The 16,244-nt window shown below is 65.7% G+C and carries 15 protein-coding genes; 10 read left to right on the top strand and 5 right to left on the bottom strand.

The window, feature by feature from the left end:
* Positions 1–58 precede the first annotated feature (58 nt).
* Both ACODS2_RS06070 and ACODS2_RS06065 read left to right on the top strand, forming a co-directional pair.
* Positions 59–979: a DUF481 domain-containing protein gene (locus ACODS2_RS06070; RefSeq protein ID WP_488998007.1), complete on the top strand. Its 921-nt coding sequence runs from the start codon at positions 59–61 to the stop codon at positions 977–979.
* Between the two features lie 77 nt (positions 980–1,056).
* A complete protein-coding gene (locus tag ACODS2_RS06065; protein ID WP_488998006.1) occupies positions 1,057–1,605 on the top strand; it encodes a DUF3617 domain-containing protein in 549 nt (182 codons plus the stop codon).
* A 4-nt stretch (positions 1,606–1,609) separates the two neighbouring features.
* Here the strand turns inward: ACODS2_RS06065 and ACODS2_RS06060 are convergent, their stop codons facing one another.
* Positions 1,610–3,685 (bottom strand): molybdopterin oxidoreductase family protein, encoded by a 2,076-nt coding sequence (locus ACODS2_RS06060; RefSeq protein ID WP_488998005.1) that lies wholly within the window; start codon positions 3,683–3,685, stop codon positions 1,610–1,612.
* Positions 3,686–3,867: 182 nt separating this feature from the next.
* Between ACODS2_RS06060 and ACODS2_RS06055 the strand changes: the two genes are divergently transcribed.
* The 5 genes from ACODS2_RS06055 (at position 3,868) to ACODS2_RS06035 (ending at position 8,767) form a co-directional block, all read left to right on the top strand.
* Entirely contained in the window at positions 3,868–5,301 is a 1,434-nt protein-coding gene (locus tag ACODS2_RS06055; protein WP_298165222.1) for a circularly permuted type 2 ATP-grasp protein, read from the top strand.
* Positions 5,302–5,316: 15 nt separating this feature from the next.
* The gene (locus ACODS2_RS06050) at positions 5,317–6,264 is read left to right on the top strand and encodes an alpha-E domain-containing protein (protein WP_298165224.1); all 948 of its coding nucleotides are present in this window, start codon (positions 5,317–5,319) and stop codon (positions 6,262–6,264) included.
* Between the two features lie 30 nt (positions 6,265–6,294).
* Positions 6,295–7,107, top strand: a complete 813-nt coding sequence (locus ACODS2_RS06045) for a transglutaminase family protein (RefSeq protein WP_298165226.1) — start codon at positions 6,295–6,297, stop codon at positions 7,105–7,107.
* A gap of 47 nt (positions 7,108–7,154) precedes the next feature.
* The gene (locus ACODS2_RS06040; RefSeq protein ID WP_298165229.1) at positions 7,155–7,907 is read left to right on the top strand and encodes a proteasome-type protease; all 753 of its coding nucleotides are present in this window, start codon (positions 7,155–7,157) and stop codon (positions 7,905–7,907) included.
* A gap of 239 nt (positions 7,908–8,146) precedes the next feature.
* The gene (locus tag ACODS2_RS06035) at positions 8,147–8,767 is read left to right on the top strand and encodes a response regulator transcription factor (protein WP_298165231.1); all 621 of its coding nucleotides are present in this window, start codon (positions 8,147–8,149) and stop codon (positions 8,765–8,767) included.
* A 29-nt stretch (positions 8,768–8,796) separates the two neighbouring features.
* Here the strand turns inward: ACODS2_RS06035 and ACODS2_RS06030 are convergent, their stop codons facing one another.
* The 4 genes from ACODS2_RS06030 to ACODS2_RS06015 form a co-directional block, all read right to left on the bottom strand.
* A complete protein-coding gene (locus ACODS2_RS06030) occupies positions 8,797–9,906 on the bottom strand; it encodes an energy transducer TonB (protein WP_488998004.1) in 1,110 nt (369 codons plus the stop codon).
* A 53-nt stretch (positions 9,907–9,959) separates the two neighbouring features.
* The gene (locus ACODS2_RS06025; protein ID WP_488998003.1) at positions 9,960–10,775 is read right to left on the bottom strand and encodes a phosphate/phosphite/phosphonate ABC transporter substrate-binding protein; all 816 of its coding nucleotides are present in this window, start codon (positions 10,773–10,775) and stop codon (positions 9,960–9,962) included.
* Positions 10,772–11,671 (bottom strand): fatty acid desaturase, encoded by a 900-nt coding sequence (locus ACODS2_RS06020; protein ID WP_488998002.1) that lies wholly within the window; start codon positions 11,669–11,671, stop codon positions 10,772–10,774. The genes ACODS2_RS06025 and ACODS2_RS06020 overlap by 4 nt, the downstream gene beginning before the upstream one ends.
* 197 nt (positions 11,672–11,868) lie before the next feature.
* The gene (locus ACODS2_RS06015) at positions 11,869–12,540 is read right to left on the bottom strand and encodes an extensin family protein (RefSeq protein WP_488998001.1); all 672 of its coding nucleotides are present in this window, start codon (positions 12,538–12,540) and stop codon (positions 11,869–11,871) included.
* A 160-nt stretch (positions 12,541–12,700) separates the two neighbouring features.
* Here ACODS2_RS06015 and ACODS2_RS06010 point away from each other — a divergent pair, with 160 nt between their 5' ends.
* The 3 genes from ACODS2_RS06010 (at position 12,701) to ACODS2_RS06000 (ending at position 16,230) form a co-directional block, all read left to right on the top strand.
* Positions 12,701–13,837, top strand: coding sequence for a phosphoserine transaminase (locus ACODS2_RS06010; protein ID WP_488998000.1), 1,137 nt, complete (start codon positions 12,701–12,703; stop codon positions 13,835–13,837).
* Between the two features lie 148 nt (positions 13,838–13,985).
* The gene (gene serA, locus ACODS2_RS06005; protein WP_488997999.1) at positions 13,986–15,569 is read left to right on the top strand and encodes a phosphoglycerate dehydrogenase; all 1,584 of its coding nucleotides are present in this window, start codon (positions 13,986–13,988) and stop codon (positions 15,567–15,569) included.
* Positions 15,570–15,813: 244 nt separating this feature from the next.
* The gene (locus ACODS2_RS06000) at positions 15,814–16,230 is read left to right on the top strand and encodes a DUF4440 domain-containing protein (RefSeq protein WP_421837147.1); all 417 of its coding nucleotides are present in this window, start codon (positions 15,814–15,816) and stop codon (positions 16,228–16,230) included.
* Positions 16,231–16,244: the final 14 nt, after the last annotated feature.

Genomic DNA, 16,244 nt, shown 5'->3' with positions numbered 1-16,244 from the left:
CTCTCAGCGCATCATCGCGGTCGCGGTCCTCGCCGTCCTGCCGCCCTCGGCGCCGGTGATGGCGCAGGATGCGGTGCCGGCGGCGGGGCCATTGCCCCCCGCGATGGCGGACGTGCTGGCAGCGGTCGAAGCCTCGCACGATCCGCGCGCGCTCGACGCGCTGGTGCAATATCTGCAGCAGACACACCCCGAAGCACAGGCCGCCATATCGGCCTGGGCCCTGCGCCGCAGCGCGCTGGCGTGGCTGGCCGAGCCCCTCCCGCTGGCGAGAAGGGACGTCAAGGTCGAGCTTCCGCTTGAGGATCCCGAGCCGTTGCAGCCCGCCCTCTTCGCCATGCCCGTCAAATGGAGCGGCGAAGGCGAACTAGGGGCCTTCGTCAGCACCGGCAGCGCGCCGGGTTCGGGCTTTGTCGGGCGCCTCACCGTGGTCGCGGAGAAGGGGCGCTGGCGCGTCGCCACATCGGGCCGGATCGATTACCAGAAGACTTCGGACGAAGTGACGCGAAACCAGATCCGGCTGACGCTTGAGCCCAACTACAAGTTCGATGACCATGGCTATGTGTTCGGCCTCGGCCAGTATGAGCGTGACCGCTTTCAGGGCTTCATTGACCGGTACAGCCTGTCAGCCGGGCTCGGGTACAATCTGCTGGAGGGGGACGGCCGGAAGCTGAGCATCAAGGCTGGCCCCGCCTTGCGCGTGACCCAGCCTGTGGAGGGGCCGCAGGAGCAGACCCTTTCAGCGGTTGCACTTGCCGATCTCAAGATCAGGCTCACCCCCACGCTGAACTACAGCCAGGAAGTCAGCACCTATTTCGATGCGGTCCGCCGCACCTACTACACGCTGGCCGCGCTGGATTCGCGCCTGAGCAGCAAGCTCAAGGCCCGGCTTTCCTACACGCTGCAGCACGAAGCCGGCTCGGGAGTCGCGCGCACATTGACGGACACCACCAGTCGGCTCACCCTGCTCTACGGCTTTTAGGCCGGTGAGGCGGATCATTGGAAAACCGCCGCGCGGGTGTTAGCCCTGTCATCACATCAGCGAGAGGACCTGAACCCATGCGCCTGCCCCTTCTGCCACTCGTGGCTCTTTCCACCGCACTGGCGCTGGCCGGCTGTGGCAGCGGGAAAACGGTGACCGCCACCAACGAAAGCGTTTCGGACGTTGCCAAGAAGGTGTCCGACGCCGGGCTGCGGTTCAATCCCGGGCGCTGGGAATCGACGATGAAGTTCGTCAAGATCGAGATGGAAGGCATGCCGCCCGAGGCCAGGGAAATGATGGGCAAGGTCCTCGGCAAGGACCGCACCTTTGCCACTTGCCTCACCAAGGAAGAGGCCGAGAAGCCCGACGCCAAGTTCTTCGGCCAGGCCGACGAGCGCTGCAAGTATGACACCTTCAGCATGGGCGGCGGCAAGATCGATGCGAAGATGACGTGCAAGGCGGAGCAGGGGGTGCAGACCATGGCCATGGTCGGCAGCTACACGCCCGAGACCTACCAGATGACGATGTCGATTGGCGGCATGGGGCCGCAGGGCAAGCCGATGTCGATGCAGATGGAGCTGAACGCCAAGCACAACGGCGAATGCACCGGCAAGGAAGAGAAGTAGGCGGCTATTCCGCCGCTTCCAGCGCCGCTCTTGCCACCTCCACCTGCACGCCCGAAAGCGCGGCGTTGCCCGAAAGCGGATCGAGCGCGCCGGATTCGGTGAGCGCATTGGCGCTGACTCCGGCGCGGCTGCGTGCCACCTGCATCGCCACGCCGGGCAGATCATGCCCCCAGCCGTGGGGAATCGAGACCGTGCCCGGCATCATGTCCTCGGTCACTTCGGCGGGGATGATGACTTCGCCCGAGGATGAGCGGACAGCCGCCATGTCGCCGTCTTCAAGGCCCAGCGGCGCAGCATCGTGCGGGTGGATCATCAGCGTGCAGCGGTTCGGCCCCTTGGTCAGGCGGTGGCTGTTGGCGAGCCAGGAATTGTTGGTGCGCAAATGCCGCCGCCCGATCAGCGTCAGCTTGCCGGTCTCGGGCACCTCCACCTCCAGCGCCGCGAGCGCTTCCATGAAAGCGGGGACGGCGCAGGCGATCGTCTGGCCGTCGCTGCGCAGGCGATCGGGGAGAATGCCCGTCTTCGGCACCCCGAAATCGAGGCCTGAAGGCGCGGCTTCCACATCGGCGAGCGAGACCTTGTAGGGGCCGGTTCGAAGCAGATGATCGAGCGCCTCGCGCGGGGTCGGCTCCTGCACCGGCTGGCCGCTGATGGCCTGGGCAAGGCCGCGCAGGATTTCCCAGTCGTGCAGGCTGGCAGGGTCCTCGCGCTCCAGCGTGGGCTTTGAATAGACAGCCACATTGCGCACCGCCATCGGCAGCAGGAACAGGCCGTAATGGTCGCGCTCCAGGGGCCCCGTCGGCGGCAGGATATAGTGCGCGCGGCGGCTGGTGGCGTTGCGGTACATATCGACCGAGACCATCAGTTCCAGCCCTGCCAGCGCCTTGTCGAGCCGGGGGCCGTTGGGGGTCGAAAGCACCGGATTGCCCGCGACCACGAACAGCGCCTTGATCTGGCCTTCGCCCGGCGTCTCGATCTCCTCGGCCAGCGCGGCGGCGGGAAATTCGCCCAGCACCGATTTGTGGCCCGAAACGCGCGAGGTGAACTTGCCGAGCGAGCCGCGCGGCAGCATCGCAATCGTATCGAGCGCGGGGATCGGGAACACGGTGCCGCCCTCGCGGTCGAGCTGCCCGGCGGCGATGTTGATCAGCGCGATGAGCCATGCGTTGAGCGTGCCGTGCCGCTGCGTGGCGATGCCGAGCCGGCCATAGAGCGCGGCGGGGCCAGAGGTCAGCCGTTCTGCCAGCCACGCCACGTCTTCGGCCGCAACGCCGGAGGCCGTGAGGCACGCCGCATCATCAAACCGGGCGAGCAGCGCGGACACTTCGGGAAGCCCCGTCACGAAGTCCTGCACCGGCTGGAAGGGCCTGCGCGCCATCACCGCCTTGAGCAGTGCGACGAGCAGGAACACGTCGCTCGCGGGGCGCACGAACACGTGCCGGTCGGCGATCTTGGCGGTCTCGGTGCGGCGCGGGTCGATCACGACAAGCTGGCCGCCGCGCGCCTTCAGCGCCCGCACGCGATTGCGGAAATCCGGCACAGTCCAGACCGAGCCGTTGGATGCCATCGGATTGCCGCCGATGATGATCAGCGTCTCCGTGCGGTCGATATCCGGAATGCCGAACATGCTGGCATGGCCATAAAGCAGCAGGTTCGCCACCTGGTGCGGCATCTGGTCCACCGTGCTCGCGGAAAACTGGTTCCTGGTGCCGAGCGCCTTGGTCAGGTGATGCGCGTTGAGTGCATTGCCGTAGGAATGCGCATTGGGATTGCCGACATAAGTCGCCGTGCTGGCGGGATCGCGTGCGAGAATGGCGCGTGCCTTCTCGCCGATCTCGCGGAAGGCCTGCTCCCAGCTGATTTCGTGCCATTCCTCGCCCACGCGCTTCTGCGGCGTGCGCAGGCGGTCTGGATCGTTCTGCAGGTCTTCCAGCGCGGTCGCCTTGGGGCAGATGTGCCCGCGCGAGAGGGGGTTGTCGGGATCGCCCTTGATGGAGAGGACGCGGCGTCCTTCCACCTCCACCAGCACGCCGCAATTGGCTTCGCAGATATGGCAGGTGCGGTGATGGATCTCGCCCATGGCTTGCTCTCTCCCGGAAATTAGCCGTGCGGTTAAACGTGTCACCTTGGCACGGCCAAGGCAAGCGCGAAGCGGCGAAACCCATTGCGGCGCAGTTCAGTTACGAATTTGTCTCGCAAGTGCAGCATGGCGCTTGGCAAAGGCCGCGCGCTGTGCAAGCTTTGGCGCATCGGGATGATCGCATGAAAGCAGCCTCGCCCTCGTCCTATGACGAGATGTTTGCCGCCGATGGCTCGGTGCGCCCGGCCTATTGCGGGTATGAAGAATGGTATGCCAATCAGCCGGCAGACTTGCTGCGCCGCAAGGGGACGGAGGCTGAAGCGTTCTTCCGCCGCACCGGCATCACCTTCAATGTCTACGGGAGCGAGGACGCCGAGGAGCGGCTGATCCCGTTCGACATGGTGCCGCGCATCATCACCGCGCACCAGTGGCGGCGGCTTTCGCGCGGGATCGAGCAGCGGGTGCGGGCGCTCAATGCGTTCCTGCATGATCTTTACCACCGGCAGGAAATCGTCCGTTCGGGCCGCCTGCCCGCGCGCCTGCTGGAAAAGAACCCGGCCTTCCTCCCGCAGATGGTCGGCTTCACGCCGCCGGGCGGCGTCTACACCCACATCGTCGGCATCGATCTCGTCCGCACCGGCGAGGACGATTTCATGGTCCTCGAAGACAACGCGCGCACGCCCTCCGGCGTCTCCTACATGCTGGAGAACCGCGAGACGATGATGGCGATGTTCCCGGAACTGTTCACGCGGGTGCGCGTGCGCGAGGTTTCGGACTATCCGCGCCGCCTTGCGCGCAGCCTCGCCGCCTGCCTGCCGCCCGCCGCCAAGGGCCACCAACCGGTCGTCGCGGTGCTCACGCCCGGCATCTACAACTCCGCCTATTTCGAACACGCCTTCCTCGCCGATCAGATGGGCGCCGAACTGGTCGAGGGCAGCGACCTGCGCATCGAGAACGGCCGCATCGCCATGCGCACCACGCAGGGCTACACGCCGATCGACGTGCTCTACCGCCGGGTGGACGACGATTATCTCGATCCACTGTCGTTCAAGCCTGAAAGCCAGCTTGGCGTCTCGGGCATCATGGACGTCTACCGCGCGGGCGGGATCACCATTGCCAATGCGCCGGGCACGGGCATCGCCGATGACAAGGCGATCTACTCGTTCATGCCCGAAATCGTCGAATTCTACACCGGCGAGAAGCCCATCCTCCCCAACGTGCCGACCTGGCGCTGTTCGGAGCCGGATGCGCTCAAGTATGTGCTCGAGCATCTCTCGGAACTGGTGGTGAAGGAAGTCCACGGCTCGGGCGGCTATGGCATGCTGATCGGGCCGACCTCGACGAAGAAGGAAATCGCCGCCTTCGCCGCCAAGCTTGCCGCGCGGCCGCACAATTATATCGCGCAGCCAACGCTGTCGCTTTCCACCGTGCCGATCCTTGGCCGCGGCGGGCTCACCCCGCGCCATGTCGATCTGCGGCCCTTCGTGCTCGTCTCCCCCGGCGGGATCGACATCACGCCCGGCGGCCTCACCCGCGTCGCGCTCAAGAAGGGCTCGCTGGTGGTGAACTCGTCGCAGGGTGGGGGCACCAAGGACAGCTGGGTGCTGGATGACTGATATGCGGGCCACCCCATGCTAGGCCGCTCCGCCAACGGCATCTTCTGGCTGTTCCGCAACCTCGAACGGGCGGAAAACACCGCGCGTCTGATCGAGGCGGGCTTCCGCATGGCGCTCACCCGCGATGCGCGCGATGCCAGCGACGAGTGGCGCTCGGTCATCGTCACGCTCGGGCTGCGCGCACTCTACGAGACAAAGTTCGGCACCGATTATGCCGGACCGAACGTGATCAACTTCATCCTGCGCGACAAGGATAACCCCGGCAACGTCCTCGCCATGTGCGAACTGGCGCGCACCAATGCGCGCATGGTCCGCGCCGGGATTACGCGCGAGGTGTGGGAATCGGTCAACGACAGCTGGCTGCGCATGCGTGAGCTGCTGGCCAGGCCGGTCGCCGAAACGCGGCTCGGTGCGGTGCTCGATACGCTCCGCCGCCAATCGACTCAGGTGCGCGGCGCGATGGAAGGCACCATGCTGCGCAACGAGATCTACAATTTCGCGCGCATCGGCAGCTTCATCGAGCGGGCGGACAACACCGCGCGCATTCTCGATGTGAAGTACTACGTGCTACTGCCCTCGATTTCCTATGTCGGCTCCAGCCTTGATAACGTGCAGTGGGAAAACGTGCTGCGCAGCCTCGCGGGGGAGCGCGCCTATCGCTGGCTCAATGCCGGCCGTATGGAAGCGCGCGGGATTGCGGAGTTCCTCATCCTCGATAGCCGGTTCCCGCGCAGCCTGGCGTTCTGCTACGGCAAGCTGCGCTCGAACCTCGCCCACCTCGCGCGCGAATATGGCTGCGAGACCGAGGCGCATGCCATCCTGCAGGAAGCGGACTGCGATCTTCACACGATCACGATCGACGCGATCTTCGAGCAGGGCCTGCACGAATACATCGCGAAGTTCATCAGCCGGAACACGCGGCTCGCCAACCAGATCCAGTACGACTATCGGTTCATCGATTAGGCGCTTCATCGATTAAGGGAAAACGGCCGCTTGCGACTCTGGGTCGATCATACCACGCACTATACGTTCTCCGCCCCGGCGGCGCGGGGGCAGCAACGTCTGCGCCTGACACCCAAGACCAGCGCGGGGCAATCGATCGTAGCGTGGAAGATCGGGCTCGAAGGCGCGCGGCAGGAAGTCGAGTATGATGACGAGAACGCCAACCACGTCACCCTGATCGCGTTCGAGCCGGGCGTGACCGAAGTGACGATCCGCTGCGAAGGCGTGGTCGATACCAACGACAAGGCTGGCATCGTCGGCCATCACGCGGGCTACCTGCCGCTGTGGCATTTTCGCCAGCCGACCGAGCTGACAAGCGGCGGCCCGCGGCTGCGGTCGCTGATTGCGGGCCTTTCGGGCAAGCAGGATACGCTGGAAAAGCTCCACTCGCTCTCCGCCCTCGTGCGTGGATCGGTGGAATATGGCTCGGGCCATACCGATACCGCGAGCAACGCCGAGGCTGTGCTCGCCGCCGGGCACGGGGTGTGCCAGGACCATGCCCACGTCTTCATCGCGGCGGCGCGCGCGCTGGGCGTGCCGGCGCGCTATGTCAGCGGCTACCTGATGATGAAGGACCGCGTCGAGCAGGATGCCGGCCACGCCTGGGCCGAGGCCATGGTCGATGGGCTCGGCTGGGTTGGCTTTGACATATCCAACGGAATCTCGCCCGATCCGCATTACGTCCGTGTCGCGACGGGCCGGGATTATCGCGATGCTGCCCCCGTCACCGGCATCCGCTACGGTGCCTATGACGAAACCTTGCACGTGAAGCTTGCCGTCGCGCAGCAGCGTGTGGAACAGTGACCTCGCACGCGAGTCCGGGCGACGCCAGACAACGAGGGGCAGGACCAATGACGTATTGCGTGGGGATGGTGCTCGACAAGGGCCTCGTGCTGATGAGCGATACCCGCACGAACTCGGGCGTCGACAACATTTCCACGTTCCGCAAGATGTTCACCTGGTCCGTTCCGGGCGAGCGGATCATCTCGATCATGACCGCAGGCAATCTGGCGACCACGCAGGCCGTGATCAGCCAGCTGGAAGAGCGCAACAAGACACCGGGCGAGCGGAGGCCATCGATCCTCGATGCGCCGACGATGTTCCAGATCGCGACGATTGTCGGCCGCCTGCTGCGCGATGTGATCGAGGGGCGGCAGGATGATACCGGGATGCAGGGCGAAGGCCCGCGCTTCACCGCCTCGATGATCGTCGCCGGCCAGATCAAGGACATGGAGCCACGCCTGTTCCTGATCTATCCCGAAGGCAATTTCATCGAAGCCTCGTTCGATACGCCCTTCTTCCAGATCGGCGAGACCAAGTATGGCCGCCCCATCCTCGTGCGCGGCTATGACAAGACGATGAGCTTCGAGGACGCGGTCAAGCTGCTCATGGTCTCGTTCGATTCGACGCTGGCGGCCAATCTCTCGGTCGGCCTGCCGTTCGATCTCATGGTGATCGAGCGCGACCGGTTCGAGCCGCTGCACCACAAGCGGATCACGGCGGAAGACCCGTTCTTCAAGCTGATATCCTCAAGTTGGGGCGAGGCGCTGCGTTCGGCGTTCTATTCGCTGCCGGACTACAGCTTTGATGATCCGGTGACCTGATCCGCAGCCGGTTTCGTTAACGCAGCCGGTTATACGGATAAACACTTATCCAAATCGGTTCGTTCTCCGGGCTGCGCCGAAGGGGCGCTACTAAGCACCAATTCGGGGTTATTGGGTCCATTCCCGAGTATGATTCCCTTAGGTACTTAGGTAGGTATCGCCGCTTGGCGGCGCTTGTGGGTTCAGAACGAAACTAACCCCGTTGGCGTGGTGGCCGGTGTTCATGGTTTGGTTAACCCATGATCGAACGCGTCACCCTCCATGTCCTCGATAGCGACACAGCCCGCCGGGCCCAGCTCGCTCGTCTCGCATTTGCCGCAGGGCATCATGCGGAAATCTATGCCCACGCGGATGAGCTGCTCAGCCATGCGCCGGCGGGCGGTCTTGTCCTTGCGCAGGATGAGCCGGTGGGCGAGGGGATAACCAGCCTCGTCGCTGCCATGATGCGCGCCGGGCAGTGGCTGCCGATCATCGCGATCGCCGAAGCGCCGACGATCGACGCGGTGGTTGCCGCGATCAAGGCTGGCGCGCTCGATTATCTCACCGTGCCCGAACAGATCGCCCCGCTAAACGAGGCGGTGGCCCGCTGCGCCCGCGAAGCCGATGCCCAGCGCCAGCAGCGCGCCCGCGCGGCGGAAGCCCGCCAGCGCATTGCCCGCCTCTCGATGCGCGAACGGGAAGTGCTCGATCGCCTCGCCGAAGGGTGCAGCAACAAGGCCATCGCGCGTGATCTCGAAATCAGCCCGCGCACGGTCGAGATCCACCGCATGAAGATGATGGGCAAGCTCGGCGCCCGCCACGCTGCCGAAGCCGTGCGACTGCGGATCGAGGCCACCGGTCTGGGCAATATGGCGGCCTGAAGCTTCCTTTCCGGCTCCGGCGCCTGCCGTTAGTCCTCCGGGATCACCCAGCGGAAATCCTTGGTTTCATATCGCAGGCCCGAAAAGTCCGAGATTCTGTCGCTGAAGGCAAAGCGCAGGCGGCGCATCGCGACCTTGCAGGTCATGTTGTCGAGATAGGCCGTGCCTGATGATCCGATCGGCCGGCAGCTCGCCGGTTCGCCATCGCGGCGAAAGCCCACCAGGATCTTGACCTTGCCCTCGATCTCCTCCCGCAGCGCTAGGCTGGGATAGTCATTCTCGGAAACCTTTGATTCCAGCGAACCGTTGCCAGTTCCGATCGGCGGGCGTTCGTCGAAGGGCACTTGGGGATAGACTATATCGACATCGCGCCAGATCAGCCGCTGGCCGACCGTGATCTCGCTGCGGTTCGGCCCCAGCCGGATCGCGATATAGGCGATCTGGACGCGCGCCGGTGCAGCAGCCGGGCGAGTGGATCGGGCGGCAGCGCGCACCGGCCGGCCCGCCGATTTGCGCGGCGCGGCCCTTCGCACATTCGGGCGAACCGGGGCGGGGGGCGGCACCGCAGCCCCCGACGGCAGCGGCGCGAAGCCGGGCCGCCCGGCGCGGGTCCAGGCCGCGCAGATTTCGGCCTCTTGCCACTCGGAAAACGGATTGGCCTCGATCTGGCAGCGCCCGTCGATCATCACCATGGTGACATCGTAGCCCTTCCCGGCAGGCAGGATCACGATCGGATCCAGCGGGGTGAGCAAAGTTCGGCCCCAGAACGCAACCGCCAGCTGTCCGGTATCATAGGGCAGATCAAAGCCGAAGTTGCGCCGGAACTCCCCCTTCGCCTTGATCTGCTCGCACAGCGCTGCCACCCCGCGCGCCGTGCTGCCGGTTTCGCCGGGAACGCAGGCAACCGCGCGGCCCTGGCGGTTGAACGTGATCCGGGCGGTTCCGAGCTCCGTATCGCCCGGCCCAAAGGTGGTGACGCCCATGGCCGCCAGCACCGGATCGGATTCCGAATAGAACTGCAGATCGCCCGCGCCGGCCAGATCGACATTGTCGCTGCCGATCACGACCTGTTCGCGTGATGAGGGTGGCGGTGGTGGCGGCGGGGTGGCTGCAGCCAGCGCCAGTGCGGAAAGGATCATCGGCATCGCAGCATGCTAACCGGCGGCAAATGTCATGGGAAGGCCGCGCGCGCTCAGCCCTGCGGACGCGCGATGCCGGCGGCATCCGCGATGCGCTCCAGCTCCAGCACCTCGTCGTAGGCCGCAGCATCGATCGGCTCGGCGCCCAGCAGAAGTAGGTCCGCGCGGGTCTCCGCCAGTTCCGGCGCATGCATCGCCGCCAGCAGCGCCTCCTGCACCAGCTGCGCGACCGGTTCCGGCGTTGCCCGCGCGGTCACGAAGGGCAGGGCGGGAACCTTGCGGGAAACCGCAATGACCTTCAGCCCTTCGCGCAGACCGGGATAGCTCGCCTCGGCGGCGGCAAAGGTCACCGCGTCAATCGCGGCCAACTCCGCCTCGCCCGCCGCGACTGCGCGCATGCTGGCGACATGGCCGCCGGTGCGGACAAAGCCGGCGAAGAAGGGGCCGGGTCCGCACTGGTCGGCAATGGTATGGCGCAGCAGGTTCACGCCGGTGTTCGACGCAGGCTCATTGATCGCCGCGACCGCGCCGCGATAGTCCGCCAGCGCCGTGCGTGCATCCCCGGCGCGGGCGACGATCACGCTGCTGTGGCGCGTCTCTTCGCAATGCGGGGCGCCATAGCGGGGTGCGGCTAGCACGCGCAGGTGGCCTTTGTGAAAGCGCGCGAAAGGATAGCCGCAGGCCTGTCCGAACAGCAGCGCCGGATCCGGCCAGAGCACATCCGGGGCGCGTGTCCGCTCAAGACTGGCAGGCACGTCACGCACGCCTTGCGCCGCGAGGCGGGCCGCGATCCAATGCCAGAGCGAATCGTTGGCGGCGCGCTGGGCGGGGTGATCGTACATGCCCAGCGAGGCGACCGGGCCGCTCATCCCCCGGATGGCTTGTAGTCAGGATGAACGAGTTCGTCGTGCGGGCGCAGGGCGAAGCGGCGCAGCAAGGCACCGTAGGAGCGATAGACCGGGCCGGCAGGAACCTTGCCGCGCCGCGCGGCGTGGAAGCGCGGCAAGCGGTACCATGCAAGATCCGGCCGGGCGTGGTGCGCCGCATGGAGATTGTTGTTGAGATAAAGCAGCGCGAGCAGCCCGCCGCGCTCGACCGTTGCCGCGCGGCGCGCCGGATCGGGATCGGCGCGGTGCTCGGCATGGCTGCGCAGCATGGAAAGCGCGGTGCCGGGATAGACGAAGTACAGCAGATAGGTGCCAAGGCCCAGGCCGCACCAGTTCAGCCAGACCAGGATCACGGCCACGCCCGCGCCATGCGGCAGCCAATCGCGCAGGAAAGCGCCGGGTTCATGTCGCAGCCGGGCCAGTTCTTCCACCAGCGTCCGCGCCACCACGATCGGCGGACCGAGCACGAGCCGGCCGATGAGCGTCTGCTGCACGCGCTCGCTCCACCACAGCAGGCTGCCTTCGCTGGCGACATACTTCGATTCCGGATCGTCGAACGGATCGGTCGTCAGCCTCGTGGAATGGTGCGCCACGTGGCTGCGGTAGTAGATTTCGTAGGGAAGCCAGATGTTGATTGGCGGCCAGCCAATCAGCGTGTTGATGAGCGGACTGCGCGTCGGATGGCCGTGGATCGTCTCGTGCTGCAGCGAATTGTGCCAGGCGCTGATCCAGCCGCCAGCCACGAACAGCACGGCACCGGGCAGCGCTTCATGCCACCAGGTGAGGGCCAGCCATCCGCCATAGATGGCCGCAGCAAGCAGCAGGGTTGGCAGTTCGACCCATCCCTGCGGACGGCGCGGGGAGCCTCGCATGCGCATCAGGCTACGCTCCCCGTGGCCGCTTCCTGCGGCAGGCAAATGACAACACCCGGCAAACCGAACGCGTAAACGTAACGAATCATTGCAACCCCACCTGGCCCGATACGCAACTCAACAAACTTGGTTGAGAACGGCAAGCGAAGAGATGTTTATAACGGCACAGCGTGGATTTCAGCGCCCCTGCAGCCGGACCGCATCTACTGGCAGAACGGCCTGCCGCCGCCGACCTCGAGGTGGAAATGATCGCGGTGTGCGGCGTTGTACTCAGGGCTCAGCACCGTACCGAAACGCTTGCATGCGCTGGTCCGGATCGTGGCAATGAACGCGCGGATCTGCGGGTTTTCGCTGTCCCAATCGCGCAGGACGGTGATGCGCCGCCCGTCCGCCAGCACAAAGCCGCTGACGTCGACGGCATTGGCGCTGGCGTGGGCGGAAAGGCGCGATGTGCCGGCAACGGTGCGGCAGGCATAGCTGCCCATCGTCTCGATCCGCGCCAGCGGACTGCCGAGAATCGCCCGCGCCGCGCGGTCCACGCCAAAGCGCGCCCAGCCGGAGAGGGTGTTGGCCAGCGGGCAGGTCACCGGGCCGAGGTTCGAGATCTGGAGCATGCCGCCATCGCTGCGCAGCGAAGCGATTCGCACCGCGCCCACTGCCGAACAGCCCGCGCCATAATACTGGTCCGGCAACGGGGTGAAATTCGCATATTTCTGGCTGAGATTGGCGAGGCACATGCGGCTGTCAGGCGCAGCGGGCGGGTTCCAGGTGGTCGCCGTGCGCACGGGGCGCGGGGCCGGCGGTGATCCGCCGACGCAGCCGGCGAGCAGCACCGGCAGGGTGAGCGCAAGCGTGAGGGCGAGCGGACGGGCCATGCTGCCATTCTGCCGCGCCGATGGTTAATTTGCGATTAGGAACAAGCTTAAGGGAAGCCCCGCCCCCTAACGCAGGTTGACAGGATCACCCCTGCCACTATGCACGGCGCCGGGCCACGCGGTCCCAACGCCGCGCGTGCTCTCTGCAAGGAGAGACTACATGACTGCACCTACCCCTGCGCGCAAGCCTGCGCGCCCTCACTTCTCGTCCGGCCCCTGCGCCAAGCCGCCCGGATACGATCCCGCCAAACTCGCCACCGAAGTGCTCGGGCGTTCGCATCGCTCGAAGATCGGCAAGACGCGTCTGCAGCTCTGCATCGATCTGATGCGCGAAGTGCTGCAGCTGCCCGATACGCACCGCATCGGCGTGGTTCCGGGGTCTGACACCGGCGCCTTCGAAATGGCGATGTGGACGATGCTGGGCGCCCGCGGCGTGACCGCGATGGCGTGGGAAAGCTTTGGTGAGGGCTGGGTCACCGATGCGGTCAAGCAGCTCAAGATCGATCCCACGATCATCCGCGCCGATTACGGCCAACTGCCCGATCTGTCCGTCGTCGATTTCTCGACCGACGTGCTCTTCACCTGGAACGGCACCACTTCGGGCGTGCGCGTCCCCAATGGCGACTGGATCCCCGACGACCGCGAGGGCCTGACCTTCGCCGACGCCACCAGCGCGGTCTTCGCCGACGACATTCCGTGGGACAAGATCGATGTCGCCACCTTCTCCTGGCAGAAGGTGCTGGGCGGCGAGGGCGGCCACGGCGTCCTGATCCTTGGCCCCCGCGCGGTCGAACGCCTCGAAACCTATACCCCCGCCTGGCCGCTCCCCAAGGTGTTCCGCCTCGTTTCCAAGGGCAAGCTCACCGAGGGCGTGTTCAAGGGCGAGACGATCAACACCCCCTCGATGCTCGCTGTGGAAGACGCGATCTTCGCGCTCGAATGGGCGAAGTCGGTCGGCGGTCTCGAAGGCCTCAAGGCCCGCTGCGCCGCCAATTCCGCCGCGCTCGACAAGCTGGTTCAGGAACGCAGCTGGCTCGGCCACCTCGCCGCCGATCCCGCCTCGCGCTCGATGACCTCGGTGTGCCTCACCGTCGAAGGCGCAGACGAAGCCCTGATCAAGGCGTTTGCCGGCCTCCTCGAAAACGCGGGCGCGGCTTATGACATCGCCGGCTACCGCGATGCCCCGCCGGGCCTGCGCATCTGGTGCGGCGCCACCGTCGATGCGGCGGATATCGCCGATCTCGGCCCCTGGCTCGATTGGGCCTGGGCCGAAGTCAAGGCCACCGCTTCCGCCTGATCCCTGCTAGCCCTCTCCCCTTCAGGGGAGAGGGTTGGGAGAGGGGCACAAGCGCCACCTTTCCGACTTTTTCCAACCATCACAGGGCCGGACGAGACCAGTTCCCCTCTCCCCGGCCCTCTCCCCTGAAGGGGAGAGGGAGACAATCATGACCAAGCCCCGCGTACTCATTTCCGACAAGATGGACCCCAACGCCGCGCGCATTTTCGCCGAAAGCGGCTGCGACGTGGACGTCATCACCGGCGAAACCCCCGAAGAGCTGATCGCCCGCATCGGCGACTATGATGGCCTCGCCATCCGCTCCTCGACCAAGGTGACCAAGGCGATCCTCGATGCCGCGACGAACCTCAAGGTGATCGGCCGCGCCGGCATCGGCGTCGACAACGTCGATATCCCCTATGCCTCGACCAAGGGCGTGGTGGTGATGAACACCCCGTTCGGCAACTCGATCACCACCGCCGAACACGCCATCGCGCTGATGTTCGCGCTCGCCCGCCAGATCCCCGAAGCCAATGCGCAGACCCAGCAGGGCCTGTGGCCGAAGAACGGCTTCATGGGCGTCGAAGTCACCGGCAAGACGCTCGGCCTGATCGGTGCGGGCAATATCGGCTCGATCGTCGCCAGCCGCGCGCTCGGCCTCAAGATGAAGGTCGTCGCCTACGATCCCTTCCTCACCCCCGAACGCGCGATCGAGATCGGCGTCGAAAAGGCAGACCTCGATACACTACTCGCCAAGGCTGATTTCATCACGCTGCACACGCCCCTCACCAGCGAGACGAAGAACATCCTCAGCCGCGAAAACCTCGGCAAGACGAGGAAGGGCGTGCGCATCATCAACTGCGCGCGCGGCGGCCTGATCGATGAAGCCGCGCTCAAGGACCTGATGGATGCCGGCCATATCGCCGGCGCCGCGCTCGACGTGTTCGAGACCGAGCCCGCCAAGGAATCGCCGCTGTTCGGCACGCCGAACTTCATCTGCACCCCGCACCTCGGCGCAAGCACCACGGAAGCGCAGGTTAACGTCGCGCTGCAGGTGGCCGAACAGATGGCCGAATTCCTCGTGACCGGCGGCGTCACCAATGCGCTCAACATGCCCTCGCTCTCGGCCGAGGAAGCGCCGAAGCTCAAGCCCTACATGGCGCTTGCCGAACGCCTCGGCAGCCTTGTTGGCCAGCTCGCGCATGACAACCTCACCAAGATCGCCATCGAAGTGGAAGGCGCCGCCGCGCAGCTCAACCAGAAGCCGATCACCGGCGCGGTGCTGGCGGGTCTGATGAAGCAGTATTCGCAGACCGTGAACATGGTCAACGCGCCCTTCCTCGCCAAGGAGCGCGGGCTCGACGTGCGCGAAGTGCGGCATGACCGCGAAGGCTATTACCACACGCTGGTGCGCGTCACCGTCGGCACCGCGCAGGGTGACCGTTCGGTCGCGGGCACGCTGTTCGCCAACGGCCAGCCGCGCCTCGTTGAAATCTTCGGCATCAGCATCGAAGCCGATCTGGCGGGCGACATGCTCTATATCGTGAACTCGGATGCGCCGGGCTTCATCGGCTCGATCGGGACGCTGCTCGGCAAGGCTGGCATCAATATCGGCACTTTCCACCTCGGCCGCCGCGAGGCCGGCGGTGAGGCGGTGCTGCTGCTCTCGGTGGATAGCCCCGTCACCGAGGCGGTGCTGGCCGAAGCTCGCACCGTCCCCGGCGTCCGCACGGTGCGCGCGCTGAAGTTCTAAAAATAGGGACAGTCCCTATTTTATCGGCTCCAAGTATCGGCAGTTCCTGTTTAATGTGCCGCTTCCGGCGGGCAGATTAAATGGGGACTGTCCCCTTTTTCCGTGCTTGCTCAACCTGAGCCTGTCGAAGGATGCCGGCGCTACGCCCGCCCTTCGGGGCGCATCCCCGCGCGGTGTTTGACGCGCCGGACAAAGCCCCATAGCCTCCTCCTTCGGGGACCATTCCCAAGGGGGCTCACTTCTCATGCGCAAGACACTTCTCGCCGCGGCCGCACTCGTTTTCTCCGCAACACCGGCGCTCGCCAACGACAATGCGATGATCCAGGCGGCGGATGACGCGCTCGCCGCTGCGTTCAACAAGGGCGACACCGCCGCCGTCGGCGCGATGTACGCAGCCGACGCCACCATGCTCCCGGGCGACAACAAGCTCTACAAGGGCGCGGATATCACCGCATGGTGGACCGGCGCGGCCACCGCGATCACCAACCTCAAGCTCACCGTCCTCGAAACCGAGCGCCTCTCGCCCACCTACATCCGCGAAATCTCCCGCGTCGAATACGACACCAAGGGCGCTAACTCCGTCCACGCCAACGTCACCGCTGTCGTCGTCTACAAGCTGGTGAACGGCAAGTGGATGCTCTGGACCGATATCTTCCATTGATATCCTGAGAGCCC

This window comes from Novosphingobium sp. FG137 (genome assembly GCF_057809735.1).
This window is presented reverse-complemented; position numbering and strand designations above follow the sequence as displayed.